The sequence below is a fragment of the Hymenobacter montanus genome, assembly GCF_014699115.1.
GTDB classification, from domain to species: Bacteria; Bacteroidota; Bacteroidia; order Cytophagales; family Hymenobacteraceae; genus Hymenobacter; species Hymenobacter montanus.
The window spans coordinates 100,334-126,421 of record NZ_JACXAD010000012.1 but is presented as its reverse complement, the minus strand read 5'-3'; the positions used below and the strand labels follow the sequence as shown (position 1 = coordinate 126,421).

Annotated in this window: 25 protein-coding genes; 13 read left to right on the top strand and 12 right to left on the bottom strand. The window is 60.1% G+C overall.

What is annotated here, in order from left to right; all coding sequences use genetic code 11:
- Positions 1–123 precede the first annotated feature (123 nt).
- A complete protein-coding gene (locus IC235_RS12360; RefSeq protein WP_191005483.1) occupies positions 124–627 on the top strand; it encodes a metallophosphoesterase family protein in 504 nt (167 codons plus the stop codon).
- Positions 628–789: 162 nt separating this feature from the next.
- On the opposite strand, the gene IC235_RS12355 is transcribed toward IC235_RS12360, so the two are convergent.
- Positions 790–1,221, bottom strand: a complete 432-nt coding sequence (locus IC235_RS12355; protein ID WP_191005517.1) for a hypothetical protein — start codon at positions 1,219–1,221, stop codon at positions 790–792.
- A gap of 233 nt (positions 1,222–1,454) precedes the next feature.
- Here IC235_RS12355 and IC235_RS12350 point away from each other — a divergent pair, with 233 nt between their 5' ends.
- The 3 genes from IC235_RS12350 (at position 1,455) to IC235_RS12340 (ending at position 3,907) form a co-directional block, all read left to right on the top strand.
- Positions 1,455–2,528: a threonine aldolase family protein gene (locus IC235_RS12350; protein ID WP_191005482.1), complete on the top strand. Its 1,074-nt coding sequence runs from the start codon at positions 1,455–1,457 to the stop codon at positions 2,526–2,528.
- Positions 2,529–2,592: 64 nt separating this feature from the next.
- Positions 2,593–3,282 carry a metallophosphoesterase gene (locus IC235_RS12345; RefSeq protein WP_191005481.1) on the top strand — a complete coding sequence of 230 codons (690 nt, stop codon included), beginning with the start codon at positions 2,593–2,595 and terminating at the stop codon, positions 3,280–3,282.
- Positions 3,275–3,907 (top strand): DNA-3-methyladenine glycosylase family protein, encoded by a 633-nt coding sequence (locus IC235_RS12340; RefSeq protein WP_191005480.1) that lies wholly within the window; start codon positions 3,275–3,277, stop codon positions 3,905–3,907. Before IC235_RS12345 ends, IC235_RS12340 begins: the two co-directional genes overlap by 8 nt.
- Positions 3,908–4,121: 214 nt before the next feature.
- On the opposite strand, the gene IC235_RS12335 is transcribed toward IC235_RS12340, so the two are convergent.
- The gene (locus IC235_RS12335) at positions 4,122–4,754 is read right to left on the bottom strand and encodes a 2'-5' RNA ligase family protein (protein ID WP_191005479.1); all 633 of its coding nucleotides are present in this window, start codon (positions 4,752–4,754) and stop codon (positions 4,122–4,124) included.
- A 2-nt stretch (positions 4,755–4,756) separates the two neighbouring features.
- Complete coding sequence (locus IC235_RS12330; RefSeq protein ID WP_191005478.1) at positions 4,757–5,314, bottom strand: DUF1572 family protein; 558 nt, start codon at positions 5,312–5,314, stop codon at positions 4,757–4,759.
- Positions 5,315–5,839: 525 nt separating this feature from the next.
- On the opposite strand from IC235_RS12330, the gene IC235_RS12325 reads away from it, so the two are divergent.
- Positions 5,840–7,735, top strand: a complete 1,896-nt coding sequence (locus IC235_RS12325; protein WP_191005477.1) for an ABC-F family ATP-binding cassette domain-containing protein — start codon at positions 5,840–5,842, stop codon at positions 7,733–7,735.
- A gap of 35 nt (positions 7,736–7,770) precedes the next feature.
- Here IC235_RS12325 and IC235_RS12320 read toward each other — a convergent pair whose 3' ends face one another.
- The 4 genes from IC235_RS12320 to IC235_RS12305 all read right to left on the bottom strand — a co-directional run bounded on the left by IC235_RS12320 (position 7,771) and on the right by IC235_RS12305 (position 13,565).
- Complete coding sequence (locus IC235_RS12320) at positions 7,771–9,600, bottom strand: cytochrome c peroxidase (RefSeq protein ID WP_191005476.1); 1,830 nt, start codon at positions 9,598–9,600, stop codon at positions 7,771–7,773.
- Between the two features lie 2 nt (positions 9,601–9,602).
- Entirely contained in the window at positions 9,603–10,511 is a 909-nt protein-coding gene (locus IC235_RS12315) for a leucine-rich repeat domain-containing protein (RefSeq protein ID WP_191005475.1), read from the bottom strand.
- Positions 10,512–10,531: 20 nt separating this feature from the next.
- Entirely contained in the window at positions 10,532–12,208 is a 1,677-nt protein-coding gene (locus IC235_RS12310) for an alkaline phosphatase PhoX (RefSeq protein ID WP_191005474.1), read from the bottom strand.
- A gap of 385 nt (positions 12,209–12,593) precedes the next feature.
- Positions 12,594–13,565, bottom strand: a complete 972-nt coding sequence (locus IC235_RS12305) for an SRPBCC family protein (RefSeq protein ID WP_191005473.1) — start codon at positions 13,563–13,565, stop codon at positions 12,594–12,596.
- 123 nt (positions 13,566–13,688) lie between these two features.
- On the opposite strand from IC235_RS12305, the gene IC235_RS12300 reads away from it, so the two are divergent.
- From IC235_RS12300 to IC235_RS12290, 3 genes are all read left to right on the top strand, one after another.
- Entirely contained in the window at positions 13,689–15,020 is a 1,332-nt protein-coding gene (locus IC235_RS12300) for a type IX secretion system plug protein (protein WP_191005472.1), read from the top strand.
- Positions 15,021–15,215: 195 nt separating this feature from the next.
- A complete protein-coding gene (locus IC235_RS12295) occupies positions 15,216–16,640 on the top strand; it encodes a M48 family metalloprotease (RefSeq protein ID WP_191005471.1) in 1,425 nt (474 codons plus the stop codon).
- 147 nt (positions 16,641–16,787) lie between these two features.
- A complete protein-coding gene (locus IC235_RS12290; RefSeq protein ID WP_191005470.1) occupies positions 16,788–17,183 on the top strand; it encodes a GxxExxY protein in 396 nt (131 codons plus the stop codon).
- Positions 17,184–17,289: 106 nt separating this feature from the next.
- Here IC235_RS12290 and ychF read toward each other — a convergent pair whose 3' ends face one another.
- Positions 17,290–18,390, bottom strand: coding sequence for a redox-regulated ATPase YchF (gene ychF, locus IC235_RS12285; RefSeq protein ID WP_191005469.1), 1,101 nt, complete (start codon positions 18,388–18,390; stop codon positions 17,290–17,292).
- A 101-nt stretch (positions 18,391–18,491) separates the two neighbouring features.
- Between ychF and IC235_RS12280 the strand changes: the two genes are divergently transcribed.
- Positions 18,492–18,647, top strand: a complete 156-nt coding sequence (locus IC235_RS12280) for a hypothetical protein (protein WP_191005468.1) — start codon at positions 18,492–18,494, stop codon at positions 18,645–18,647.
- A 9-nt stretch (positions 18,648–18,656) separates the two neighbouring features.
- Here IC235_RS12280 and IC235_RS12275 read toward each other — a convergent pair whose 3' ends face one another.
- Complete coding sequence (locus IC235_RS12275; protein ID WP_317173568.1) at positions 18,657–19,025, bottom strand: DUF3276 family protein; 369 nt, start codon at positions 19,023–19,025, stop codon at positions 18,657–18,659.
- A gap of 307 nt (positions 19,026–19,332) precedes the next feature.
- Here IC235_RS12275 and IC235_RS12270 point away from each other — a divergent pair, with 307 nt between their 5' ends.
- The 4 genes from IC235_RS12270 (at position 19,333) to IC235_RS12255 (ending at position 22,204) form a co-directional block, all read left to right on the top strand.
- Positions 19,333–20,253, top strand: a complete 921-nt coding sequence (locus IC235_RS12270) for a DUF58 domain-containing protein (protein ID WP_191005467.1) — start codon at positions 19,333–19,335, stop codon at positions 20,251–20,253.
- Between the two features lie 365 nt (positions 20,254–20,618).
- A complete protein-coding gene (locus IC235_RS12265; RefSeq protein ID WP_191005466.1) occupies positions 20,619–21,284 on the top strand; it encodes a hypothetical protein in 666 nt (221 codons plus the stop codon).
- A 208-nt stretch (positions 21,285–21,492) separates the two neighbouring features.
- Entirely contained in the window at positions 21,493–21,957 is a 465-nt protein-coding gene (locus tag IC235_RS12260) for a hypothetical protein (RefSeq protein ID WP_191005465.1), read from the top strand.
- A 76-nt stretch (positions 21,958–22,033) separates the two neighbouring features.
- Positions 22,034–22,204, top strand: a complete 171-nt coding sequence (locus IC235_RS12255; protein ID WP_191005464.1) for a hypothetical protein — start codon at positions 22,034–22,036, stop codon at positions 22,202–22,204.
- Between the two features lie 97 nt (positions 22,205–22,301).
- Here the strand turns inward: IC235_RS12255 and IC235_RS12250 are convergent, their stop codons facing one another.
- The 3 genes from IC235_RS12250 to IC235_RS12240 form a co-directional block, all read right to left on the bottom strand.
- Entirely contained in the window at positions 22,302–23,273 is a 972-nt protein-coding gene (locus tag IC235_RS12250; protein WP_191005463.1) for a deoxyhypusine synthase family protein, read from the bottom strand.
- A gap of 158 nt (positions 23,274–23,431) precedes the next feature.
- Positions 23,432–23,971 carry an ATP-dependent protease subunit HslV gene (gene hslV / locus IC235_RS12245; RefSeq protein WP_191005462.1) on the bottom strand — a complete coding sequence of 180 codons (540 nt, stop codon included), beginning with the start codon at positions 23,969–23,971 and terminating at the stop codon, positions 23,432–23,434.
- 390 nt (positions 23,972–24,361) lie between these two features.
- A complete protein-coding gene (locus tag IC235_RS12240) occupies positions 24,362–26,083 on the bottom strand; it encodes a pyruvate dehydrogenase complex dihydrolipoamide acetyltransferase (protein ID WP_191005461.1) in 1,722 nt (573 codons plus the stop codon).
- Between the last annotated feature and the right edge of the window lie 5 nt (positions 26,084–26,088).

Here is a 26,088-nt window from a genome sequence, read left to right as displayed (position 1 = left end):
GATTGAGATGATGACGGGAAAGGAGAGCTGCCGAAATTGATAATTTATTAATTGTAGCGCCTCGGGCAACGCCCGCAAGATACGGGAACGGGTCGATTTGCCGGCCGGCTACATCTTTGCGGCATGACTAGAATAGGCCTGCTCTCGGATACCCACGGCTACCTGGACGACCGAATAGCGTACCATTTGCGCGACTGTGATGAAATCTGGCACGCCGGGGACTTCGGCGACGCCAGCGTGGTAAACGAATTACAGCGCTTGGCACCGCACTTTCGGGGCGTGTACGGCAATATCGACGGTTCGGACGTGCGCCGGACCCAGCCATTGGTGCAAGATTTTGTGGTCGAAGGCTTGCGGGTGGTCATGACGCACATTGGCGGCTACCCGGGGCACTACGCGCCCGCGGCCCGGCCCCTGCTGGCCAGCACGCGGCCGGGGCTGTTCGTCACCGGGCATTCGCACATTTTACGGGTAATGCCAGACAAGAAGCTGGGTCTGCTCCACCTCAACCCGGGGGCTGCGGGGCGGCACGGGTTTCACCAGGTGCGCACGCTGCTGCGGTTTGGGCTGGCGGGCGGGCAGGTGGTGGATCTGCAGGCCGTGGAGCTCGGTAAGCGGGCCGGCTAAGGGGGCGTTTATTTTCGAAGCCCGAGTGTTAAGCGCAAAAAACAAGCCCCGCAACCTGCCGGGCAGGAAACGGGGCTCATGATCTTTATAGGGGCTGAGGCTCAGAAAAAGAAGCTCACGCCTCTGCGGCGCACTATCGTTTTTCTCGCCCAGCCTGGCGTCTTACAGCGCGATTTCGGGCTTAGGATGCTCGCCTTCCTGACCGTCTTCGTTAACGGGCTTGGTTACGGCTTCGGCGTCGTCGAAGGCGGCGGCATTGGCGGTGGTTGCGTCGGCTGCGGAGTTGGCGCCGGAAACGGCTTCTTTTACTTTCTCAACGGTGTCGCCAACTACGGACTTGGCTTTTTCAACCACGTCGCTGTGGGCGACACTGGCGGCTACCGCCTGCACTTTGTCGGCGACGGCGCTGGCGGTATCTTTCACGGCGGCTACGGCCCCGGCCACCCCACCGGTGGTGGTAAAGCGCGACTTCAGCTCTTCCAGGTCCACATTCTTCAGAACGGGCGTACGGAGCAATTCCTTGATGATGTGCTGCTTGTTGTTAGCGCGGGCAATGTTCTTGCGGTGTTTGCGCTTGAGGCGGGTAACGGACATGGTGCCGGAATGGTTAAAGGCTAGGGCTTACGAAACGGAGGGCAAAAGTAAGGCTTTCATTTTGAAAGTGCAAGCCCATGAGGCATTTTGCTGGATTACGGCGCCTTGCACTGGGCAATAGCCGGGCCCCCTCGGGTGCTACTTTTGCCGCGGCGCGCCCACTCCCGCCACTGGGGCCCGGGGCCCAGCCTTTTCTTCGCTATTCCACCATTATCTGCCTTACCTGACTATTCATGACCGCCGAATTTGCCGCCCTGCCCGTTGTTGACTTACGCTCGGATACCGTAACCCGGCCCACGCCCGCCATGCTGGCCGCCATGACGGAGGCCCTGGTGGGCGACGATGTGTACGACGAAGACCCCACGGTGCGCCGGCTCGAAGAGGCCGCCGCCGCCCGCTTCGGCCTGGAAGCCGGCCTGTTTTGCCCCTCTGGCACCATGGCCAACCAGATCGCCATTAAAGCCCACACCGAGCCGCTGAGCGAGGTGATTTGCGAGCAAACCGCCCACGTGTACCTGTGGGAAGTGGGGGGCATCGCCTTCCACTCCGGTGCCTCGGTGGCGTTGCTGGCCGGCAACCGCGGCCGCCTGACCGCCGCCCAGGTGGAAGCCGCCATTCGGCCCGAAAACCTGCACTACCCCACCACCCGCCTGGTATGCCTGGAAAATACCCACAACCGCGGCGGGGGCAGCTGCTACGGCTGGGACGATCTCGCCGCTATCAGCGACGTGGCCCGGCAGTACGGCCTGGCCCGCCACCTCGACGGCGCCCGAATTTTCAATGCCTTGGTGGCCACCGGGCAGCGCGGCGAGGACTACGGGCAACTGTTCGACTCGATTTCGGTATGCCTGTCGAAAGGCCTGGGAGCCCCCGTGGGCTCGGTGCTGCTGGGCTCGGCCGATTTTATCAAGAAAACCAAGCGCATCCGCAAAGTAATGGGCGGCGGCATGCGCCAAGCCGGCTACCTCGCCGCCGCGGGCCTCTACGCGCTCGAACACCACGTGACGCGCCTGGCCGACGACCACCGCCGCGCGGCACGCCTGGCCGCGGTGCTCCGCCAGCAGCCGTACGTGACGGAGGTGCTCGATCCGGAAACTAACCTTGTCATCTTCCAGCTACACGAGCGCGTGCCGGCGGCCGCTTTTCTGGCGCACCTGGCCCAGCAGGGCATTCGGGCCAGCAGCTTCGGGCCCCAGTGGATCCGGTTCGTCACCCACCTCGACGTCGACGACCAGATGCTGGCGCGGGTGGAGGCAACGCTCTTGTCGATGGAGGAAGAGCCGATGGGGGCAGAAAAGAACGGGTAGGAACGCGACTGGCCTCGCGTTCGTTAGGCGGACCCAAGTTATCCATTTTGACGTTGCTGGACGCATGAACTTATTTATCATTGGCGACGTGCACGGCTGCTGGCACACCCTGGAGGAGTTGCTGACGCATTGGCGGCCGGCCACCGACCATCTCATCCAGGTGGGCGACTTGGTGGACCGGGGCCGCTACGTGCCCCAAACCGTAGAGCTGGCCCGCCGACTTCACGAACAGTATCCCCGTACCACCGCTTTCCTGAAGGGCAACCACGAGGCCGAGTTCCTGCTCCACTACGGCCCCGATGGTCCTAACCCCCATTGGCTGAACTGGGGCGGACGCACTACGGTTAAGCAGTACTGGTCCTGCCCCGACCTGCTGGCGCAACACCTCTCCTGGCTGGCCCAACGGCCGCTGCTGTGGCAAAACGAGCACGTACTGGTCAGCCACGCCGGCCTGGCCGACTCGCCCCACGCCCGCGACCCCGAGCATCCCGACGGCCTGCTCTGGCGGCGCGGCCCTCTCCAAAAGCTCGATCAGCTACAAGTGGTGGGCCACACGCCCACCGACACCGGTGAGCCCCGGTTTGACGCCGACACCCATACGCTATACCTCGATACCGGCGCTTATCTGGGCCGCAACCTGGCCGGCGTACGCCTCGCTCCTACCGGCGAAGTGCTCGACACCGTGCTGGTCGCGACCCACGAGCAAGACCTCACCACCCCCGCTTCGCACCCCGCCCGCCCGCTCCATGAGTAACCAAGCTGCCATTCAGCACCTTTCCGCCGCCGACCCCATCCTGGGCGCCGTTATTGCCCGCGGCCGGGACATCCCCCCGCGGCCCCACGAAGATTTGTACCTGTCGCTGCTGCGCGCCATCGTCAGCCAGCAGATTTCGACCAAAGCGGCGGCGGCCATCTGGAAGCGGTTTCAGGGCTTGTTTCCGCCCGAAGGTTACCCCGAGCCGCGCGAGGTGCTGACCATGGACGAAGACCTCATCCGGACGGCGGGCCTCTCGCGCCAGAAAGTAGGCTACCTCAAAGCCATTGCCGAGTACAACGAGCGGGGCCTGCTCGACTACGCGCACCTCAGCAGTCTGTCGGAAGAAGCGTTCACCCAGCACCTAACCGCCATTCGGGGCGTGGGGCGCTGGACGGCCCAAATGCTGCAGATGTTTGCCCTGGACCAGCCCGACGTATTTTCCGAGGGCGACCTGGGCGTGCAGAACGCTATGCGCAAGCTCTACGGCCTGGAGGAAACCGGCCGGGCCCTGCAAAAGCGCATGCTCGCCATTGCCGAAAGCTGGCGGCCCTACCGCTCCCTGGCCTGCAAGTACCTGTGGCAGTCACTGGACCAGGGCACGCAAATCCCGCCCACGGTGTGAGCTGCTGAAGGCGGCAGCCATGCCGAACGGAGCCGAGGTATCGTATATCGCGCTCGCTTCGCCAGGCTCCCCTCTCTGCTGGGGCTTCGCGCCTGAAGCGAACCAGAGTCGTACCCAGTAGGGCCGGCCCTGCCGGACACGACCCGACAGGGGGCACGGGAGGTTTAACGAGGTGGTCGTTATGCCTTGGCTCCAGTCAGCATGAGGTTCGTTCTCACCCCATCACCTTTTCCTTCAGCCTGAATACCTCTTCCCGCACGAACAAGTCGCCTTCCTGGCGCAAAATGGCGAGGTTGTCGATGGTTATTTCCAGGTTATACGTTTCCTCATTCAGGTGGCGAAGCACGGGGCCCAGTAAGTCGGGAGTGGTGTCGTGCAGGGCCAGGGAAATGTGCGGCAGCCAGCAATCGGGGGTGCTGAACTTATCAGTGGCCACGCACAAGGGCGCCGTCGCGGCCAGAATGCGCTCGTGCAGGGCATTGAGCGCATTGGAGCGCAGCACGGGGATATAGATGACGGGGCGCTCGCCCGGGAACACCCCCAAGCCGGTGGTAAAGGCCGGGAATGGCTCCGTGCTGGCCGCTACCTCAGCCAGCACACTCTTTAACGCGCTCAGCTTTCTTACCCCGGCGAGCTGGTAAGTCAAGTGCGGGTCGAGAGTGGCCTGGACGTCATCGATGCCGAATTTTTCTTCCAGACTCTTAATAATGCTGTTAATGTGCGCGGCGTGGGGCGCACTGAGCAGGGAGGTAATGGCAAGCATGGGGCTGATACGCTCGTTGGCGGCTTCGAGGTGGATGGTGGCCTCGCCCGCCCAGATGAGAGGCCGGCTAGCGGAGTTTTCCATGGTCAGCGCGGACCGGCCATTTTCTGGTTGAACTGCTCGCTCTGCCCGCGCGGGATGCTCAAGGACTGAAATTCCGCCGCCCGTATAATCTTAGCCAGCTGCACCAACTGCCCGGCGTGATAGGCGTAGTGCGCCACTTGGCGCTGCACGGCCGCCAGCACCGTGTGGGCCTCGCCCCGAATGGTGACAGTGCGCAGCAAGTCTTCGGGCCGCAACTCGTCGAGTAGCGCGAACAGCACGGCCCAGGCCGCTTCCCACTCTTGCCGAAGCGCCGGGATGGCTTCGGGTGTGCGGGGCTCTTCAAACTCTTGGTCGCGCTGGCGGGTAGCTTTTTCGCCGTCGGAGGTCAGGAAATCGGTGAAGCGGGAGCGCAGGTTACCGACCAGATGCTGCACGATAACGGCGGCGCTGTTGCTGCCGGGCGCGGGCACGTACAGCCACTCCGCATCGGACACCTGAGACAAAGCACGTTCAGCCAGCACTTTATAAGCCTGAAAGTTTTGGCGGAACGCGGCCAGCAGGCCAGCGCCAACCGAGTCGGAAGATACAGGTGGAAGCATGGTTCAAAAGTAAGAAGCAGGACCTAAGCGAGGCGAATACCCGACGCAGTTGGCTCGAATGGCGTACCAGACGTAATTAATCGAGGGATTGTCCTGCGCGGGATTAGGGCCGGCAGCTGATTCTGCTCAACAAGTTGCGTAGCCGCGATAAAAAAGCCTCCCCTCAACTACCCCAGGTTGAAGGCGGTGGTTATCTACGATGAGCACCCCGCAGCGGCAGCTTCGGGCGGACGCCAGGCTCCGCCGGCAAGTGCTCTATGGTATTCACACGCTGGCACCGGGGCATCGTGAGCTGCCTGTTCGACAAGGCGGGCACTAAAGCGGGCCCGGAAGCTCCGCTAACTGAATGAAGGAAGCGAGCCCGGGCTCAAACACGCTCGGTCGACCGCGACGACGCCTGACTAAAAACGACCTGCCCCGGGCTTTTTATTTACTCTCAGGGAAGTATTAAGCTGCCGAAGGTGTTTTCCGGCAGCGGGGCCAACCACGCAAGCCGTACCTTTGCCCTGCTATACCGCTGCTTACATGATTTCCATTTCCGACCTCGACTTCCACTTTGGTTCCCGCACGCTGTACGACGGAGCCAACCTGCACATCAAGCCCAAAGATAAAATTGGCCTCATTGGCCTCAACGGCACCGGCAAATCGACGCTGCTGCGCCTGCTGGTGGGCGAATACAAGGCCGATGGCGGCTCGATTTCGATGAGCAAAGACGTGACCCTCGGCTTCCTCAATCAGGACCTACTGAGCTACGACACGCACGAGAGCATCCTGCACGTGGCCATGCAGGCCTTCGAGGAAGCCCTGGAGTTGCAGAAAAAGATTGACGACATCCTGCTCCAGTTCGAAACCGATTACTCCGACGACTTGGTCGACAAGCTGGCCAGCATGCAGGAGCGGTTCGAGGCCCTGGGCGGCTACACCATGCAGGCCCGCGCCGAGGAAATTCTCGAAGGGCTGGGCTTCACCACCGAGGAGCTGGCCAAGCCCCTGAAAACGTTCTCGGGCGGCTGGCGCATGCGCGTGATGCTGGCCAAAATTCTGCTGCAGCAGCCGTCGCTGCTGCTGCTCGACGAACCCACCAACCACTTGGACCTGCCCAGCATCAAGTGGATCGAAAACTACCTGGCCGACTACGAGGGCGCCGTTATTATCGTGTCGCACGACCGGGAATTCCTGGACCGCACCACCAACACCACCGTCGAAGTCACGGGTGGCAAGCTGGTGCCCTACGCCGGCAACTACTCCTACTACCTCGAAGAAAAGGAGGAGCGCAACGCCATTCAGAAAGGAGCTTTCGAGAATCAGCAGTCGCAAATCCGCCAGGCCGAGCGCTTCATCGAGCGCTTCAAGGCCAAGGCCAGCAAGGCCAAGCAGGCCCAGAGCCGCGTAAAGATGCTCGACAAGCTCGAGCGCATCGACGACGTGGCCCAGGACGCGGCCAAGATCAACATGAAGTTCCAGTTCAAGGTGGAGCCCGGCCGGCACATCCTGCGCATGGAGCACGTGCTGAAGAAGTACGACCAGAAGCTGATTTTCCGCGACACCCACGTGCACATCGAGCGGGGCGACAAAATTGCCCTCATCGGGGCCAACGGCAAGGGTAAGTCGACGCTCATGCGCCTGGTGGCGGGCACCGAAGCTCCCACGGCCGGCAAGCACCAGCTGGGCCACAACGTCATTATGTCGTTCTACGCCCAGCACCAGTTGGAGTCGCTCACGCTGGAAAACGAAATCATTCAGGAGATGAACGAAGCCGGCTCGAAGCGCAACGAGATGGAGCTGCGCTCGGTGTTGGGCTCCTTCCTGTTCACGGGCGAGGAGGTATTCAAGAAGATCAAGGTGCTGAGCGGGGGCGAGAAAAGCCGCGTGGCCCTGGCCAAAACCCTGATCTCGGAAGCCAACTTCCTGCTGCTCGACGAACCAACCAACCACCTCGACATGGTGTCGGTCAACATTCTGATTCAGGCACTGGAACAGTACCAGGGCACGTTCATCGTCATCAGCCACGACCGTTTCTTCGTGGAGAACGTGGCCACCAAAATCTGGTACATCGAAGACTATCAGCTGAAGGAGTATCCCGGCACCTACGCCGAGTACGAGCAGTGGCAGGAAGACCGGGAGAAGGCCGCGAAGAAGGCGGGACTGCTCAATCCCACGGTAGCTCCCAAGCCAGCCGCGGAGCAGCCGAAAGTGTTGGCAAACGACCACGGCCACGACGCTAAAAAAGCGGCCCGGGAATTAGCCGAAGTTGAAACCCGCATCACGGCCCTGGAGAAAGAGCTGGCCCTCTACGAAGCGCAGCTGGCCGATTCGGCCACTTACGCCAATGCCGCCCAACTGAAAGACGCTACGCTGAAATTTGAAGCGGTGAAGAAAGAATTAGCCGCCCAAACCAAGCGCTGGGAGGAGCTGGTGTAGCCCACAGTAGCCGGCAAGTAAATGGTGAATACGCCTTAATACGCCGCTGCTGGCAGGTCGTTCAAGGACTTGATGAAAGCGATGATGGCCTGTTGCTCGGCCTTGCTCAGGTGCAGGCGGTCCTCGGCCAGGGTTTGGGTGGGCACGACCAGGCCCAGGCCCAAACCGCCGCCGCGATTGTAGAAGTCGAGCACTTCCTCCAGGGTCTGGTACACGCCGTTGTGCATGTAGGGCGCGGTGAGGGCCGCGTTGCGCACGGTGGGTGTTTTGAAGGCATATTGCTGATGGGCAATGCCGTGGAGCAGGTACTTGCCCTGGTCAGCGTCCAGCACGGGATGCAAGGTATCGGGGGTAGCCGGCACGCCCAGCACTTCGCTTTCGGTCTTGTCGTAAAGCGGTGGCACCGTGCCGTTGAACAGCGGCAGGTAGTGGCAGGTACCACACTGGGCCTTGCCCATAAACAGGTTAAAGCCCCGCACTTCCTGCGCGCTAAGCACAGTAGAGTCGCCGCGCAGAAACTGGTCGAAGCGGCTGTTGAGGCTTACCAGCGCGCGCACGTAGGCCGCCACCGAGCGGCGAATATTACGCTCGGTCACGGGCTGGCGCTCCGTGGCAAAAGCCTGGGCAAACAGCCGGACGTAGGTACTCCGCTTGCGCAGCAGGGCCGGCGCCTGACTCAGCTGCCCGCCCATCTCCGACTTGTTCGACACCACGGCGTGCACCTGGTCTTCGAGGAAGTGGACCCGGCCGTCGTAGAACTGGTCGGGCTGCAGGGCGGCGTTAAGCAGCGTGGGCGTGTTGCGCTCGAGCGCGGTACCGGTCACCAGGGAGGTATTCACGCGCAGGCCGTCGGTGTAGGCACGACTGGGCACGTGGCAACTGGCGCAGGAGCGCCCTCCCCGTCCCGAGAGCAGAGGCTCCTGAAACAAGGCCGCACCCAGAGCCAGCACGGCCGGCGTGGGCGGGGCGGCATCGGCGGGCGCGAAAAACGCGGCGTCGAAGGCATTGGCCTCGAAGAAGCTGGCGGCCCCGGCTCGCACGGCGCGCCGGGCCGTTAGTGGCGCGATGCCCCGCTCAGCCTGGGCCTGCCGCAGGGCGGCCAGCGCGGGGTTGAAGTAGCGGCGCAGGAAGGCGGCCCGGTCGAAGCCATCGAACGTCTGGCCGGGCGCCGTCAGGGCGGCGACCCCGCGGCGGAGGGGCCCCGTGAGCGGAGCCGGCACCTCGTACAGGGTCAGCACGTCGCGGGTGGCTTGCAGGGTGATGGCGGCCTCGGGCAGCGCCGCGTGGGCCGCCGGCGAGTCAAACCCCGAAATGCCCTTGGCGGCCAGTCGGTACAAGTTCAGCCGCAGGGCGTCGAACACTTCGGCATCGGTAAAAGCCAGGGTTGGGGCCTGCTGCTCCAGCGCGCGCACCTGCGAGAGCAGGTTGTCAAGTTCCTGGTGGATCAGCTCGCGGGTGGCGGGGGTGGTCGGGGTGGCGTACACGTGCTCCTCCAGTACCTGGAAGCCAGTGGGTGGGATGACCTCGCCCGGCTCGCCGGCCTCGGTTTCGGGCAGTGCGGCGCCGTTGAGGCGCTGGGCTACGTGTGGATAGTGGTATTCAATGGCGAACTCCAGGCGCTTGTACTCGTCGCGGCAGGTGGCCAACTGCGCCCGCAGCGCCGGGCTATCGGCCTGGTAGGCCAGCTCCTGAAAGTGCGTCAGGGCGGCGTGCAGCCGCTGCAGGCGGGCATCGTAGTAGTTCTTCACCTGCTCGGCGGGCGTGGGCAGCAGCACGGCAAACGAGAACAAGGCCCCCGCAAGCAGCAACAGCAGCAGTTGGCCCGAGCGGCGCAGGGAGCGGAAACGAACGAGGCCCAGGCGCATGGCTATTGAAAATAAAATTTGGTCCCCGGCAGCGCGGCTTCGGCCCGGCGGCGGGCTTCGGGCGTAAAGGCGTTGCGCTTCACGATAACGGTTTTCAGGTGCTTGAGCCGGCCCAGGCTCCTGGGCAGGGCCCGCAACTGGTTGTCGTTGGCAATCAGTATCTCTAACTTACGCAACCGGCCCAGGCTCTTGGGCAGCGTCCGCAATTGGTTGCCCGACACGGTGAGCATGCGCAGCTGCTGGCAACCGCCCAAGCTCTCGGGCAGGGCCTCCAGCTGGTTGTTAGCCAGGTTCAGCTCTTGCAGGCGGCCCAGCGCGCCGAGCCCGTCGGGCAGGCGCTGGAGCTTGTTGTCGTTCAGGTACACGTAGCGCAGCGCGCGCAACTGCCCGAGCGAGGCGGGCAGGTAGAGCAGTTGATTGTACGACCCGTCGAAATATTCGAGGCGGCTTAGCTGGCCCAGCTGCTCGGGCAGGGAGGCGAGGTTGTTGTGGGCGACCAGCAGGAAGCCCAGGCTGTCGAGCCCACCGATGCTGGGCGGGAGCTCGGCCAGCAGGTTCTGGTCGACTTGCAGCTGCCGCAGCCGGCGCAGCTGGCCCAGGGTGGGCGGCAAATCCAGCAGGGCGTTCTTGTTCGCAAACAGCACCCGCAGGCTGTCGAGCCGGGTTACTTCCTCAGGCAGGTGGCGCAGGTGGTTTTCGTGAACTAACAGCTGCCGCAGCCGCGGCAGTTGGACCACGCTGGGCGGCAGCTGCTCCAGGCCTTGGCCGCGCAGGTTCAACTCCCGGATTCCCGCGGGCCGGCGCAAGGCCTCGGCCAGGGTAAAAGCGGCCGGCGGGCCACCAGAAGTAGCCTGCGCCAAACATGTGTTGCCCTGCAGAGCTTGCAGGGCAACACTTAGGATCAGAAGCAAGGAAAGGGAGCTTCGGCGCACTACTGCTTGATGAAGGAACGATTGGTGGTGGTGGTAGCCGTCTTAATCACCAGATTGTAGGGGCCGCCGGGCAGCTTGCCGACGGGCACCGGCAGGGTGTTTACGCCCGCGTTCAGCACTACCGACTGCTCCAGCACGCGGGCCCCGATGGAATTGAATACCTGCAACGTAGCGGCCTCCCGGCGGCCGTGGGTCAGCGCGATGGTCAGCTCGGCGCCGGGTACCGGATTCGGGTACACGTCGGCGCGGGCTAGCTCGGTTTTGCCGCTCGTCGTGCTCAGGGCCGTGCCCAGGATGCCTTTGCGGGCGATGACGAGGGCCGACGACTTATTGAATACTACCGATTGCCCAGCGGCGTCCAGCGTAGCCAGCGTGTTGGTAGTGCTGGGGTGCTGGATGGAGATAAACATGAACTGCTCGTCGGGCGAGAAGGTCATGCCCGTGGGCTCGCTGCCGGCGGGGGTTACGGCGAAGACTTCTACGGCGGGAGCGGCCTGGGTGTGGCAGGGCTTCACCAGCCACACGTGGTTGCGCCCACCATCCTGCAACACGTAGAGGTTGCCCTGCGAGTCGAAAGTGAGGTTATCGTTGCCGGTGCCCCAGGGCTCGTTGATGGTACCGGTTCCGTAGTTGATGGGGTACGTCCGGTTGGCAACACCGGGCGAGTTGCCCACGAAGACCTCGAAGCCGCTAATGGTGGTACCGGTGGGACCGGAGTCGGTGAAGCGGTACGTCGTGCCGGGGCCCTTGGCCGTGAAGTAAACCTGGCCGGTTAGCGGGCTGATTTCGATGTCCTCCACCCCATTGAAATTAGTGGCCCCCAAAGCAGTGGCCAGGGTTGTCGTGGTGTTGCACTCGGTGGCCGTGGTGTTGGGCACCAGCACCCAGGTGCCCGTGGTAGCCGTACCGATGGGGCCGGCCAGCACCAATACGTACAGGGTGCCGGTGCCGAGTTGGCCAGCCGTGTTGGCCACGTACTTATACACGTAGCTGTTCGAGCCTTCATCGGCGCCTTCGTATACGGTGCGGCGGTCGGCAGCGACCACTACGTTCTCGTGCTTGAAACGGCCCATGCGCCAGAGCTTATCGGGCGTGCCATCGCCGTTCTGGTCCTTTACCGTGCGCGTAACCGGGTCTACCTCCACGGTCCACCCGAAATCCAGGTAGCCGTCGCCATTGCTGTCGGTGGGCGCCGTCGGAGTATTTTCCTCGCAGGTTATCACAGTACTCCAAGGAGTTACGCTACCCGAGCAGTTATTGTAAGTGCCCACCACGGGCCCGAAGTTCACCGGGTTTTTAGCCGTCACGTTCCACAGCTTGGTGGTGGCGTTGAAGTTCAGCCCCAGCATGCTTACGCCGGACGTGGCGGCCGACGAGCCCTCGTGGTTGATGGACAAGTAACCACCAGCACCGCCCGGGCCCGCCGACACGTAGCCGGTGAAGTCGAAGGACTCTTTTACCAAGCCATCAGCGGCCGTGGAGTAGGGCATTCCACTCTGCAGCAGCAGTTGGAAGGTATGGGTGGACGGGATACGCAGGTCCTGCGGCTGCGTAGAAGGCAGCACTGAGGTAAACCGGCTAATGTGGTTGGCAGGCAGCGGTGCGCAGGGGCCCTGCGCCAGGGCCGGCCCGCCGCTCAGCAGCGCGGCGAATAACAGAGTAGCGGTATTTTTCATGGTACAGATTGGATGGTTGAATCGCGGCACAAACGTAGCGGCACACTGTGCCCTGTTGGTCACGTCAACGTTACCGCTAGGTAAAGTCTGCGCCGGCCGGTGTCAGCTTGATTCTTAAAATCTCGCTCTACACCCGTCCTCATGCTCACCTTTTCGCCTACGCCCTTTTCTTCTCCGGCTTGGGAGGCCTTCGGCATGACCGGCACCAGTCCCTCTCGGGCCAGCAAAATCCCCTGGAGCACCACGCCGACCAAGCTCTGTGTTGTATTGTATTCCATTGGGGTTGCCGGCATTATGGCTTTGTCTATTAGCGACCTGCCATTGCCCCATCTTCAGCGGCGGCTACTTTATTGCGGGGGTTCCTTTCGTCAGCGGCGCTCCTACCCTATTTGGTTGCTCTCCTGCTCGCCACGAGTCGCTCGCTGCGGCGCTTCACCACCTCCAGGATCATGGTATTGAAGTCGTCGAGCACGAAATCGGCCCACCAGCGGCTGTAAGTAGGTAGATTGGTCGTGATGCGGTAGGTGCAGGTGAGGGTAACCAAACAGTGCCCCGGGCCAGCCGGAGCCAGGGCGTAGCTGCCGCGCACGACGTCGAAGTACTCGCCGCCAATCATCACGTGCTCATCGAGCGTGGCGGGCGGAATGGAAGCCGGGTCTACATGGATGTCGTAAGCAAAGCCCGTGCTGTCGTGCCAAGCCGTTATCTTTTCCTCGAACCGGATGCCTTTTTCCCAGGTAATGCGCCGGATTCCGCCAATGCCTTCGCGGTCGAGCGCCCCATCAAGCGGCTTCGGTATACCCATGATGTGGACGAAATGCGGGGCTATTTCCCCCGCCTTGATGGCGCGCACGTTCTTGATATTGGGCCACACCTGGGCCCGTGCAGCGTTGATTCGTACCGACGTGACGACGGTGTGAAACTGGTCGACTGGACGAGTAAAACGCTCCATAAACAGTGCCAAAAAAGGCAGTAGCAGCGAGATGTATAGCCTGGTGCCACGGGCCTCATTGCGGAGCCGGATGAGCTTGGCAATAAATGCTCCGAGGCTGCCTAGCAATACAAAAGGCGCCACAATAATGACCAGGCAGATCATGCCCTCGAAGCCATTGATAAAGCACAGGAAAAAGAATGTCAGCACAATGCCCCACGGCAGTAGCAGATAATCCTTATAGGCCTGCAGTTGCTCACGAGTAGAAAACAACACCGGTACGGTTCCCAGCACCAGCGGTAGGACGTAGATGTACGACAGTGAAACGCCTTTCTTATTGGCCGAAACCACCAGCATTGCCAGGAAAGCGTAGGCCACTCCCACAATTAACCCAATGAGCAAGGTTCTGATTCTGGATGGTTTCACTGAACTGGCCGGTTAAGCGGTTTCTCTTTTGAAGTAAAAGTAGTGGCGGTTGGGGTAGTGCAGAAGAAAAGGAAAAATACCGCCAGAGCAAAGGAAAAGTACCGCTAGCGTACCTTTCGGCCCATGCGCGTACTTCCTCTTCTCCTCCTGCTTCTAGCCCCGGCCTGCGTGCCCCTGGGCACCCCCATCACCAGCACCAGTTCTGCCCCAGGCCAGCAAAAGCCCCCGGAATACTACGCCGATAAAACCCTGCGCTACCAGGACTATACCTACACGCCCGAGGTGCGTAGCGTGCAGTGCTACGTGGCCACGGGCCAGCCCAACGAAGTATTTCAGCCGCCGGTGGTACCGCTGGGCCAGAGCCCGGCCATCACCCTGGAGTTCGACGTGCTGGGCGAGCAGAGCCAGCGCTATACCGCCAAGCTCATTCACTGCGACCTAAACTGGCAGCCTTCGGTGCTGACCGACATGCAGTTTCTCAACGAGATAAATGAGTTTCCCATCACCGATTATCGGGTGGGCGTCAACACCAAAGTGCCGTACTTCCACTACCGGCTGCGGGCCCCGGCCGTGAAGCTGAGCGGCAATTACTTGCTGCTAGTACAGAGCCCGGGCGGCGTACCAGTGGTTTCGCGGCGCCTGCTGGTGTACGAAAATCAGGTGCAGGTGGGCCTCAAGCCGGGTCTGGTGATTGGCGGACAGGAGCGCTACGCCCTGCAGCAGCTCGACTTCGGCATCAGCTACGCCAGCGTGAATCTGGTGAACCCGGCCGTCGAAGTGAAGGTGGTGCTGCGCCAGAACTTCCGCTGGGACAACGCCAAGTATAACCTGCGCCCCACCTTCGTACGCGACGCCGAGCGTCGGCTCGAGTATCAGTACTTCGCCTTCGAAAACGCCTTCCCCGGCCTGAGCGAGTACCGTTTCTTTGATACCCGCTCGGTGCAGTCCAACGGCATTGGCGTGCTGCATCTCGACCCCCGGACCTCTCCCGTATCCGTCACCCTGCAGCCCGAAGAAACGCGCAACAAACAGGCTTATAACCAGTACCAGGACACCAATGGCCAACGCGTATTCGAAAGCCGCGAGTTCGGCAACGGCGCCACTAACGCCGACTACACCAACGTGACCTTCCAACTGAAAGCCGCTCAGCCGGCTCCCGGCCCGGTTTACGTGCTGGGAGCTCTCACCGACTGGCAGCTCAAGGATGAGTTTCGGCTGAGCTACGACGAAGCCAAACAGCTTTACACCGGCCATGCCCTGCTCAAGCAAGGGTATTACAACTATGATTTCGCCGTGGCCGGCACCCCGGGCAGCGCCCCCGATGAAATTTACTTCGAGGGCTCTCACCGGGAAACCGAGAATCAGTACGACCTGCTGGTGTACTACCGCCCACCGGGCTCCCGCGCCGACCTGCTCATCGGTTACCAGACCGCGGCCGTAAACAGCCGGCTGTAGGCAGATTTTCGTAAGCTGGCAGGAAAATGGCTACGCCCTGGCTTACGCAGCGCGAATCCGCCGGCGACGCCAATCAGAAAAAGGGCTGGCGTCGCCGCGGCCGGACCCGGCGTAACCCGTCGGGCCCGGCCGCGTTGCAAGTTCATCCGCTGTGCCTCAGCGCCCAAGCTCGCTTTATTTACTCTCATCATTCCTATGAATTTCTCTTTTCTTCCCAGTCTGCGCACCGGCGCCTTCTTGTTATTATTGGCGCCCCTGGCCGGTTCTTCCAGCATCACCAACTGGGCGCGGCCCCTGCAAGGTGCCAAGCCCGACCCCGCGGTGCTGGCCCAGTTCGGCCTCTATAACAGCCCCCCATTGCAAAGCCTCATCAGCACCAAAGGCAAGCAGATGACGGCCATTTCGGACCGCCCGGGCGACTATGGCTTCACGGTGGTCGATTCCCCGGTGATCAATGCTTTCGCCACTCCCGACGGCCACGTGTACTTCACGCGCGGCATCATGGCCTACTTCAACAATGAAGCCCAGTTTTCGGGGGTGCTGGGCCACGAGCTGGGCCACATCACCGCCCAGCACGGCAAAAAGCAGCAAACCCGCTCCACCTTGGCTGGCCTGGGCATGATCCTGGGGGCGGTGATTGCCCCCCGCGTGATGCAGTCGGTGGGTGGGCTCGTGCAGCAGGGGGTCGGCCTGGGCATGCTCAAGTACGGCCGCGACGACGAGAACGAGGCCGACGGCCTGGGCGTGAAGTATTCGACCAAGATTGGCTACGACGCGGCCCAAATGGCTGACTTCTTCCAAACCCTGCAGCGCACCGAGGCCCAGAGCGGCACCAGCATTCCCACGTTTCTTTCTACCCACCCCAATTCGGCCGACCGCTACACCCGCGTGAAAGGCCTGGCGGCCCAAGCCAAGCGAACAGTCGGCAACAAGCCCCTGGCGGTTAACCGCGACTCGTATCTGCGCTCCATTGAGGGGCTGATTTACGGCGAAGACCCCCGCCAGGGCTTCGTGGAAAACAGCACGTTTTACCACCCCGACCTGAAGTTCCGCTTCCCCATTCCCGCGGGCTGGAAATCCCAAAACTCGCCCGAGCAGTTCCAGATGGCGGAGCCTAACGGCAAAGCCTTACTGGTATTCCTGGGTGTCAATAGCAGCTCCCTCGAGGCCGCCAGCCAGAGCCTGGCCAAATCCATTGGCGTGCAATCGGCCAACGCCCAGCAAACGACCATCAACGGCTTCCCCGCCCTCGTGTTCGAAGGCGACCAAGCGGCGCAGGACCAGCAAAGCAGTCCGGCTCACGTGCTCGCCCAGCTCATTCAGGAAGGGAAAAGCATCTATGCTTTCGTGGGCCTCGCCGCGCCGGCTTCGTTTGCTACTTACTCTCCGCAATTCACTCAGGCGGCCCAAGGCTACGCCCGCCTCACCGAGGCCAGCAAGCTGAACCGCCAGCCCGAGCGCATTCGGATTAAAACCGCCACTTCCGCCACCACCCTCGCCTCGGCCCTCGCCGCCAACGGCATTCCATCCAAACGCTACGAAGAGCTAGCCATTCTCAATGGCATGTCGACCAATGACCAGCTCAGCAAAGGCATGCTGTATAAAGTGGTGGGCAAGTGAACCACGGACCACGGATTCGCTCGGATTTTTCGGATTGCACGGATTTTGTGAATGGCGCGATCAGATTTGGCCTTATTATTTAATTTAATAGTTTAATATTTAATTTGTGGCGGAGCTACCTTTTCCGTTGGTAGCTCCGCCATTTTTATGTTGATCGATACTCGCTTTAATACACTTACTCACCAGATTATTGGGTGCGCCATGACGGTGCACCGAATGCTGGGGAATGGATTTCAAGAGGTCGTTTACCAGCGCAGCTTGGCACTTGAATTACAGAGTGCGGGCTTGCTTTTTACGCGTGAGGTCGAAATGCCTATCTTCTACAAAGGAGTTGATGTAGGCTCGCGGCGCGTCGATTTCCTAATAGCTGATACGGTGCTTGTCGAACTCAAAGCAGTAAGCGAACTGAATAACTCGCATTACGCCCAAACAATAAATTACCTGGAAGCCTATCAATTAGAGGTCGGCTTGCTAATCAACTTTGGTAACACCAGCTTGAGTTACAAACGCTTCCTCAAAAACCAACCCCGCCCCAGCCACTAAGCTGAGCCCCCTATCAAAGCATTCCAAGCAGCTCCCCCAAATCTAATCGCGCCGTCCACAAAATCCGTGTAATCCGAAAAATCCGAGCGAATCCGTGGTCCGTGGGTCAGACGTTGAACCGGAAATGCATGATGTCGCCATCCTGCACCACGTAGTCCTTACCCTCCACGGCCATTTTGCCCGCTTCCTTGATTTTCACCTCGGTTTTATACTCCTGGTAGTCCGCGAGCTTGATGACTTCGGCACGAATAAAACCCTTCTCAAAATCGGAATGAATGACGCCGGCCGCCGCGGGGGCCTTATCGCCCCGGTGGATGGTCCAGGCGCGCACTTCCTGCACGCCCGCGGTGAAGTACGTAATCAGGTTCAGCAGCTCGTAGGAGGCCCGGATGAGCTTGTTCAGCCCCGACTCGGTAAGGCCGTACTCGCTCAGGAACAGGGCTTTCTCCTCGGGGTCTTCCATCTCGGCAATCTGGGCCTCAATGGCCGCGGATACCAGCACCACCTGGGCGCCTTCGGCTTGCACGTGCTCGCGCAGCGCCTCCACGTGCTGGTTGCCGTTGGTGGCAATGCTGGCTTCGTCGACGTTGGCCACGTAAATCACGGGCTTGATGGTGAGCAACTGCAGGTCGGCTACGGCCTCTAGCTCCTCGGGGGTGGCGGCCACGGACCGAGCGTTCTGGCCGGCTTCCAGCGCCGCCTTGAAGCGCTGCAGGGCAGCTACTTCCTTCTTGGCTACGGCATCGCCACCCTTGGCACTGCGCTCCGACTTCACCAGCTTTTTGTCAACGCTTTCTAAGTCTTTGATTTGTAGCTCTGTATCGATAACATCCTTGTCAAAAACCGGGTCTACCCCACCGGCCACGTGCACGATGTTGGGGTCGTCAAAGCAGCGCACCACGTGAATGATGGCATCTACTTCGCGGATGTTGGCCAGAAATTTATTGCCTAGGCCTTCGCCCTTGCTGGCTCCTTTCACCAGACCGGCAATGTCGACAAACTCGATGATGGTGGGCAGCACCCGCTTGGGGTTCACGAGGCTCTCCAGGATCTGGAGCCGCTCGTCGGGCACGGTGATGACGCCCACATTGGGCTCGATGGTGCAAAAAGGGTAGTTGGCCGATTCGGCCTTAGCGTTGGAAAGCGCGTTGAAAAGAGTGGATTTACCGACGTTCGGCAAGCCGACGATACCGCAGCGGAGGCCCATTGGGGAGTGTTGAGGGTTGGGTTTTAAAGAGCGAATTGCAGCCAATTCATCCACAAAGGTACGGCAGGAGCGCGCAGCCTGGGCCGCGCATTGTGCGCGTAGTGAATAGGAACCCCGCGACCAACCTAACCCTGGCTGGCGCCCTGGCACTCACGAGCAAGTACGCGCAGCTTTGGCTGCCCGCCACTTCGGGCCCGTTGAACCACAAAACGGCGCGGGCGAATTCGCATCCACTCGCGCCGTTCGGGCTGCCCTAGGCCGGAAACCTAGTAGTTGTCGCTCCTTAGGTTGGGGTCGAAACCAGGCCGTTCGAACTCTGAGCGGGGCTTGTCGCGGTCGTCGTACTCGCGGGGGCGGTCCAGCTCCGCCACTTCTTCGGGCGTCAGCAGTTCTTCGCGCACGTAGTCCACCGCGTCCTGCAAGGCGTCCACGAACTTGAGAAAGTCTTCCTTATAGAGAAAGATTTTGTGCTTTTCGTAGGACACCGAGTCGTCGCCGTTCTGGCGGCGCTTGCTCTCGGTGATGGTCAGGTAATAGTCCTGGCCGCGGGTGGCTTTCACATCGAAGAAATACGTGCGCTTACCGGCTTTAATACGTTGGGAGTAAATCTCTTCCTGGTCGTGACGGTCGTCCACGGGGATGGGGCTGGGGTATGAGTGTGAAATAAATTATTGGTTGATTGAAGCGCCTAACTTACGAAGGACCAGGCAAAGGTAAATGCCCACCCCGGGGTGGAGGGCCACATTAAAGGTCCACACCCGCTGCTACCTATCCGACTCAGGCTTAGCTTATCGGCGTCGGCGGGCTCCGGCGGTGGGGTCCGCTGGCCACTCAGGGGCCGCCCGGCACTAGCTCGGAGCCGGGCCCGGGACAAGCAAATCCGGTGTCCGGAACTTTGGCAAGCGCCGCATTACGTTCTTTATAGTCTCCAAAGCCCTCCCGATGCCTATCGACCTCGCCGCCATCCGCTCCTTCGAGAACCTCGAATTCCTTGCCCGCCAGCTCGTTGATGGCTTTATTACCGGCCTGCACCAGTCGCCCTACCACGGGTTTTCAGTCGAGTTTTCCGAGCACCGCCTGTACAATCCCGGCGAAAGCACCCGCCACATCGACTGGAAGGTCTTTGCCCGTACCGACAAGCTGTTTGTGAAGCGCTACGAGGAAGAAACCAACCTCCGGGCCCACCTGCTGCTCGACGTTAGCCCGAGTATGTACTACCCCGCCCCGGGCTACGACAAGCTCAAATTCAGCATTCTGGCGGCCGCCGCCCTTACCACCCTGCTCACGCGGCAGCGCGACGCCGTGGGCCTCGTCACCTTTGCCGAAACGGTGGAGCTGCAAACCCCAGTGCGCTCCACCAGCACCCACCGCCACACCCTGCTCCTGGTTCTGCAACAGCTGCTCGAACGCGCCCCCGTCCCTAAGACCGGGCGCGGTGGGACCGATGTTGCGGGCACTATTCACGCCATCGCCCAGCAGATCCCTAAACGCTCCCTCGTCATCCTCTTCAGCGACATGTTGGGGCGTAGCCCGGCCGAGCAAACCGCTGCCCTGGCCGCCCTGCAGCATCTCAAGCACCAGCACCACGAAGTACTACTCTTCCACGTGCTCGACCGCGCCACCGAAGCCGATTTCGACTTCGCCGAGCGGCCCTACATTTTTGAGGACATAGAAACCGGGCAGGAAATCAAGCTGCAGCCGTCCCAAATCAAGGAGCAGTACCGAGCGGCCATGACGGCCTACGAGCAAGAGCTGGCCCTGCGCTGCGGGCAGCTACGCATCGATTTTGTACCCGTCGATGTGCGCGAGCCCTTCGAAAAAGTACTCTACGCCTACCTCGTGAAGCGGGGCAAGGTGCGTTAACCGCCTACGCAAGGCTGGGGCAGCTATTTGCGGCATAGCTATACCACCCGTGCTGTTCATCAATACCTTTCTCGCGCCTACCGAGTTGGTTTTTGGCCCTTCACTGGTAGGTAACTCGCCACTCGCCACAGGTGGTTGTTTTAGCGCTAGTTTGGGGTGGACGTTGCCTTACCTTTTCCTTCAGCGTGTATCGACTAGGTTCATATAGGTTATTCAAAAAATGCTCAATATAAAACACTTAAAACCGCACGCAACACGGGTCGTACAGTAGGTAGGCTAACCTAGGACTACGGAGCTTTATGCTCCAATTTTCAATCGGCACCAAGCCATGAGATGTTGGATACTATTTTAAATAATGACTACGAATGTTTACAGAAATCAGACTTATAACTAAACGAGGTAACATAGTTCAGGAGCCGAACCCTGATTGGAGCTCGAAGTCCAGGATACATTGTGCTTGTTGTTTAGAGATCGGATTTGGCGACAAAATAATTTGGCTTAAAGGGAATACAATTCGTTTATCCTCTTTAATTGATTTCTATAATAAGCTCGCCCAGTCAGTAACTAATCCTGACAACGATTTTCATAAATATGAATTTTATCACAATGACGGTAATATAGCCTTTGAATGGGCTAGGATTGGTTCAACTACATTTAAGTTTACAGTGAAAATAAGGCATTTTAGCGATAGCAAAATTTTGATAGATAAATACTACTGGTCAGGTCATTTATATGACTACAGGCATGCCTTTTTTCTGTATATTATGTCTATACTGACTCAAAGGACAAATGAGGCTGTATGCATTGCAATTGGTGAAACGTTCTCTGAAAAACAAGAACAAAATAACTATGAATTTAAAATCGGCCAGAAAATTAAAATAAAAGCAGGAGGCAATGTAAAAACCATCAGAGAGGGCTATATTATTAATAGATTTTTTCATCACAGAGAAAAAAGGTCTATGTATCAAATATTAGAAAATGGAAAGAAGTTGAAAAAGCGATGTTATGCATCTGATTTCGAAATACAATAAAGTTTGTTAAGCCTCTAAAGGTGGCGTTCAAGGCCCGACGGGCAGGGCCAGCGGTGCCGAGGGTAGCTTGGACAGGGCGCGACGTTTACCCGTTCGTTGTTATGTTCGTGGCGCACCGAGACAAGCGGGAGCCGGCGCTTCAAACCGGCGCTTAAGCAGCAAAGTGCACTAACTATCTGATTTTATTCTCATTCACCTTTTCCTTTTCATGTCTGCTTACTCCGTTCTTCTCGTGTTGCACTCCTGGTCCCGCTGGCTGGTGGTAATATTTGGCCTCATCGCGCTTTACCGCGGCTACGTGGGTTGGACCGGCCGGCGGCCCTTCCTGGGAGCTGATAACGGCATGGGGGCGAGCTTCGTGGGCTCGATGCATTTGCAGGTGCTACTGGGCCTGGGCCTCTACTTTGGTTTAAGCCCCTGGGGCCTCAACGCCATGAAGCAAGCCGGGGCGATGAAAGACCCCACGGCCCGCTTTTTCGGGGTCGAGCACATCGCCGTCATGCTATTGGCCGCGGTGCTGGCCCAAGTTGGCCGCAGCCTTTCGAAAAAAGCCCCCGACGATACGCTCAAGCACCGGCGAGCTTTCACGTACTATGCCATTGCCCTTATCCTCGTGCTGCTTATGATTCCGTGGGGAATCTGGAATCCGGCGCGGCCACTATTTCGTTTTTAAGTTTTAAGCATTAAGTTTGGGCCGCTGGGCAATAGGCTCAGTTACTATTTTATCTGATTTTATTATTATCCACCCCGTGTCCAGCACGCCAAAACGTTCCTATTCTGTGGAGGACTTCTCCGACTTAATCAACTCGCGCCTCAAGGCCCTCGAAGGCCGACAAGAAGCCCAACAGCGCTACGGCACCCTGCTCGCGGTAATGCGCCAGCAGGTTGACTCTTACCGCATGGGCCGAACCCGGAAATAACCTAGTCTTCGGGCCCCCGTTCCAACAATAACTAAAAACGCCGACTGGAAAGCAATCCAGTCGGCGTTTTTGTGCTCCGGGTAGAGAGAGGCGGTACCTACTGCCCCAGCACAATGGCAAACACCAGCGGGGCCACAATGGTCGCGTCGCTTTCAATCACGTATTTGGGCGTGTGCTCGCCCAGCTTGCCCCAGGTGATTTTCTCGTTGGGCACCGCCCCGGAGTAGCTACCGTAACTGGTAGTGGAGTCCGAAATCTGGCAGAAGTAGCCCCACAGCGGTACCTCATGGCGCTGCAAGTCCTGGTGCAGCATGGGCACCACGCAGATGGGGAAGTCGCCGGCAATACCGCCGCCAATCTGGAAGAAGCCCACCTTGCTTTCTTCGGTAGCGTTCTGCGTGTACCAGTCGGCCAGGTACATCATGTACTGGATGCCGGTGCGCATGGTATGCACGTTCTTCACGTCGCCGGTCATCACGTGGCCAGCGTAGATGTTGCCGAGCGTCGAGTCTTCCCAACCAGGACAGATGATGGGCAGGTTTTTCTCGGCGGCGGCCAGCATCCAGGAGTTTTTGGGGTCGATCTGGTAGTACTGCTCCAGGTCGCCCGAGAGCAGAATCTGGTAGAAAAACTCGTGCGGGAAGTACGACTCCCCGGCGCGGTCGGCCTTCTCCCAGAACTTCAGCACGGTGTGCTCGATGCGGCGCATAGCCTCTTCTTCGGGAATGCAGGTGTCGGTCACGCGATTCATGTGGCGCTTGAGCAGCGCGTGCTCGTCGGCCGCCGTGAGGTCGCGGTAGTGCGGCACGCGCTCGTAGAAGTCGTGGGCCACGAGGTTGAAGATGTCTTCTTCGAGGTTGGCGCCGGTGCAGCTGATGATTTGCACCTTGTCCTGCCGAATCAGCTCGGCTAGCTGAATGCCCAACTCGGCGGTGCTCATGGCCCCGGCCAGGGTGATCATCATCTTACCGCCATCCGCCAGGTGCTTGTTGTAGCCGTCGGCAGCGTCGATGAGCGCGGCGGCATTGAAGTGGCGGAAGTGGTGGCGAAGGAAATTGGTTACTTGCATTTGTTAGTGCTGAGTTATTTTGGTGCTTGGTTGTTGGTGCTTGGTGCTTGGCTGTCAATGCATGGGGCCGGATTATTCTAATCTGGATAAAATAAAAGTAGGCTTTGCGGCAAGCGCTTGGTGCCAAGCACCAACAACCAAGCACCAGGCACTAAGTACTAAATGGGCTGCTCAATCATCAGGTTATGATTGGTGTAAATGCAGATGTCGGCGGCGATGTGCAGGGCATCCTCCACCATCTGCCGAGCTGATAAATGCGGAGCGTGCTTTTTTAGTGCCAGGGCCGCCGCCTGGGCGTACATGGCGCCGCTGCCGATGGCTGCCACGTCGGAGTCCGGCTCCAATACGTCGCCGGTTCCGCTGAGGATGAGTAGTTCATCGCGGTCAGCCACCACCATCATCGCTTCGAGCTTGCGCAAGTATTGATCTTTGCGCCATTCCTTGGCCAGTTCGATGGCGGCCCGCTTGAGGTTGCCACCGTAGCTGGTGAGCTTTTCGTCGAACTTGTCGAGCAGCATAAAGGCATCAGCCGTGGAGCCGGCGAAACCGGTCACGATCTTGCCGTCTTGCAGCTTCCGGATTTTGCGCACGTTGCTCTTGGCCACGTGCTTGTCCATGGTTGCCTGGCCGTCGGCGCCGAGAGCAATCTCACCGTTGTGGCGAATGCCCAGAACGGTGGTAGAACGAATTCTAGTCATTTATAGAAAATAATACGCTGGTGCGGCGCGACGAAATGAGCGCGCAAAATTACGCCTCACCACTTAACCAAACCGCCCCGTCCGCAACGAGCAAGCGGCGGGGAGTGATAACCCGCAGAAGCTAAACGCCTTAAAAGCGGGCCTGCCTTTTGCAGCAGCCAAACCCATCCTTGCCCACTGGCTCCCACCTGCACCGGGCTCCAAGCACCATCAGTTTCAGGGCCCTGTCGGTTGAAAAGAGTGAGATCCCCAGTTAAGCAGTTAGCACACAGAGCTTGCTTCCTAAGCTCCATCCCTGTTACGACCATACCCCGGGCTCTGGAGCACAAAAAAACCAGCCCGGGGTCCACACTGGCTGGGGCTGGTTTTTGATATGTACTTCGTTAAGGCTTAAATGAGCATCCGCATGGGGTCTTCCAACAGCCCTTTTAGAGTCTGGAGGAACGCGGCGCCGGTGGCGCCATCTACCACGCGATGGTCGCAGCTCAGGGTCACTTTCATGAGGTTGCCGACTACGATTTGGCCATCCTTCACGACGGGCGTTTGCTTGATGCCGCCCACGGCCAGAATGCAGGCGTCGGGCGGGTTGATGATGGCCGTGAACTCGTCGATGCCAAACATGCCCAGGTTGGAAATCGTGAAGGTGCTCCCCTCCCACTCGGCGGGCTGCAACTTCTTGGTTTTGGCTTTGCCGGCCAGCTCTTTCACCTCATTGGCAATTTGCGAAAGGCCTTTCTGGTCGGCATTACGAATTACGGGTACCAGCAGGCCCTCATCGACAGCCACGGCCACGCCGATGTTGATGACGTGGTTCTGCCGGATTTTATCGCCCAGCCACGAGGAATTCACGACCGGATGCTGGCGCAAGGCCACGGCGGCGGCTTTCAGCACCAGATCATTGAAGGAAAGCTTTACCGGCGACAGCTCGTTGAGCCGGCCGCGCGCTTCAATGGCCTGGTCCATGCTGATTTCCATCGTGAGATAGAAATGCGGCGCCGTAAACAAGCTCTCGGAGAGGCGCTTGGCAATCACCTTGCGCATCTGCGACACGGGCGTATCGGTGTAGGCGCCGGCGGCCGCGGCGGGTTGTTGCAGGCTGGTAGCTGGTTGGCCCGCCGGGGGAGCCGACGAGGCTGGAGCCGCCGGAGCCGTTGGTGGCGCAGGCGTCTGGAGCGCCGGCACGGACTGAGGCGTAGCCGCGCCGGGCTGGAAGTTCTCCACGTCGCGCTGCACGATGCGGCCGTTATCGCCGCTCCCAACCACCTGGGCGAGGTTGATGCCTTTTTCTTTGGCGATGCTCCGGGCCAGCGGGGAGGCCAGGATGCGGCCACCCGGCGCAGCGGACCCTGACTGGGCGGGAGCCGCCGCGGCAGCGACCGACGGGGCTGGAGCGGCGTCGACTGCCGGGGTTTCGGCGGGCGCGGCAGCGGGCGCAGCCCCACCGCTTTGCCCCCCCAGCAGGGCTTGAATATCGGCTCCTTCCTCACCAATGATGGCCAGGATGCCGTCGACGGCCACGGCCTCCCCGGCCTTGGGGCCCGTGTAGAGCAGGGTGCCGTCTTCGTAATTTTCCAGTTCCATGGTGGCCTTGTCAGTCTCGACTTCGGCCAGTACATCGCCCGATTTTACTTTATCACCCACTTTTTTCAGCCAGGCGGCGATGGTCCCTTCGGTCATCGTGTCGCTCATTTTGGGCATGCGCACCACGGTAGCCTTCTTGCCATTCGCGGGGGCGGCCGGCGCAGGAGCCGCAGGAGCGGCGGCTTTGGGGGCCGGAGTGGCTTCCGGCGCGGGAGCGGGGGCGGCAGCCTTGGGGGCTTCGGCAGGCGGGGGGCCGCCCTGAGCCTGGGCCAGCAGGGCGGAGAAGTCTTCACCCTCCTTGCCAACAATGGCCAGTACTCCGTCGACGGCCACGGATTCCTGCTCTTTCGGCCCAATGTAGAGCAAAGTGCCGTCTTCGTAGTTCTCGAGCTCCATGGTGGCCTTGTCGGTCTCGACTTCGGCCAGGATATCACCGGACTTCACTTTATCGCCCACTTTCTTGAGCCAGGCCGCGATGGTCCCTTCGGTCATCGTGTCACTCATTTTGGGCATTTTTATGATTTCGGCCATGGGAT

Excerpts from the sequence above, each read along its gene's own strand:
- IC235_RS12360 (WP_191005483.1), top strand. The coding sequence starts at position 124 with ATGACTAGAATAGGCCTGCTCTCGGATACCCACGGCTACCTGGACGAC.
- IC235_RS12355 (WP_191005517.1), bottom strand. The coding sequence starts at position 1,221 with ATGTCCGTTACCCGCCTCAAGCGCAAACACCGCAAGAACATTGCCCGC.
- IC235_RS12350 (WP_191005482.1), top strand. The coding sequence starts at position 1,455 with ATGACCGCCGAATTTGCCGCCCTGCCCGTTGTTGACTTACGCTCGGAT.
- IC235_RS12345 (WP_191005481.1), top strand. The coding sequence starts at position 2,593 with ATGAACTTATTTATCATTGGCGACGTGCACGGCTGCTGGCACACCCTG.
- IC235_RS12340 (WP_191005480.1), top strand. The coding sequence starts at position 3,275 with ATGAGTAACCAAGCTGCCATTCAGCACCTTTCCGCCGCCGACCCCATC.
- IC235_RS12335 (WP_191005479.1), bottom strand. The coding sequence starts at position 4,754 with ATGGAAAACTCCGCTAGCCGGCCTCTCATCTGGGCGGGCGAGGCCACC.
- IC235_RS12330 (WP_191005478.1), bottom strand. The coding sequence starts at position 5,314 with ATGCTTCCACCTGTATCTTCCGACTCGGTTGGCGCTGGCCTGCTGGCC.
- IC235_RS12325 (WP_191005477.1), top strand. The coding sequence starts at position 5,840 with ATGATTTCCATTTCCGACCTCGACTTCCACTTTGGTTCCCGCACGCTG.
- IC235_RS12320 (WP_191005476.1), bottom strand. The coding sequence starts at position 9,600 with ATGCGCCTGGGCCTCGTTCGTTTCCGCTCCCTGCGCCGCTCGGGCCAA.
- IC235_RS12310 (WP_191005474.1), bottom strand. The coding sequence starts at position 12,208 with ATGAAAAATACCGCTACTCTGTTATTCGCCGCGCTGCTGAGCGGCGGG.
- IC235_RS12300 (WP_191005472.1), top strand. The coding sequence starts at position 13,689 with ATGCGCGTACTTCCTCTTCTCCTCCTGCTTCTAGCCCCGGCCTGCGTG.
- IC235_RS12295 (WP_191005471.1), top strand. The coding sequence starts at position 15,216 with ATGAATTTCTCTTTTCTTCCCAGTCTGCGCACCGGCGCCTTCTTGTTA.
- IC235_RS12290 (WP_191005470.1), top strand. The coding sequence starts at position 16,788 with ATGTTGATCGATACTCGCTTTAATACACTTACTCACCAGATTATTGGG.
- ychF (WP_191005469.1), bottom strand. The coding sequence starts at position 18,390 with ATGGGCCTCCGCTGCGGTATCGTCGGCTTGCCGAACGTCGGTAAATCC.
- IC235_RS12270 (WP_191005467.1), top strand. The coding sequence starts at position 19,333 with ATGCCTATCGACCTCGCCGCCATCCGCTCCTTCGAGAACCTCGAATTC.
- IC235_RS12265 (WP_191005466.1), top strand. The coding sequence starts at position 20,619 with ATGTTTACAGAAATCAGACTTATAACTAAACGAGGTAACATAGTTCAG.
- IC235_RS12260 (WP_191005465.1), top strand. The coding sequence starts at position 21,493 with ATGTCTGCTTACTCCGTTCTTCTCGTGTTGCACTCCTGGTCCCGCTGG.
- IC235_RS12250 (WP_191005463.1), bottom strand. The coding sequence starts at position 23,273 with ATGCAAGTAACCAATTTCCTTCGCCACCACTTCCGCCACTTCAATGCC.
- hslV (WP_191005462.1), bottom strand. The coding sequence starts at position 23,971 with ATGACTAGAATTCGTTCTACCACCGTTCTGGGCATTCGCCACAACGGT.
- IC235_RS12240 (WP_191005461.1), bottom strand. The coding sequence starts at position 26,083 with ATGGCCGAAATCATAAAAATGCCCAAAATGAGTGACACGATGACCGAA.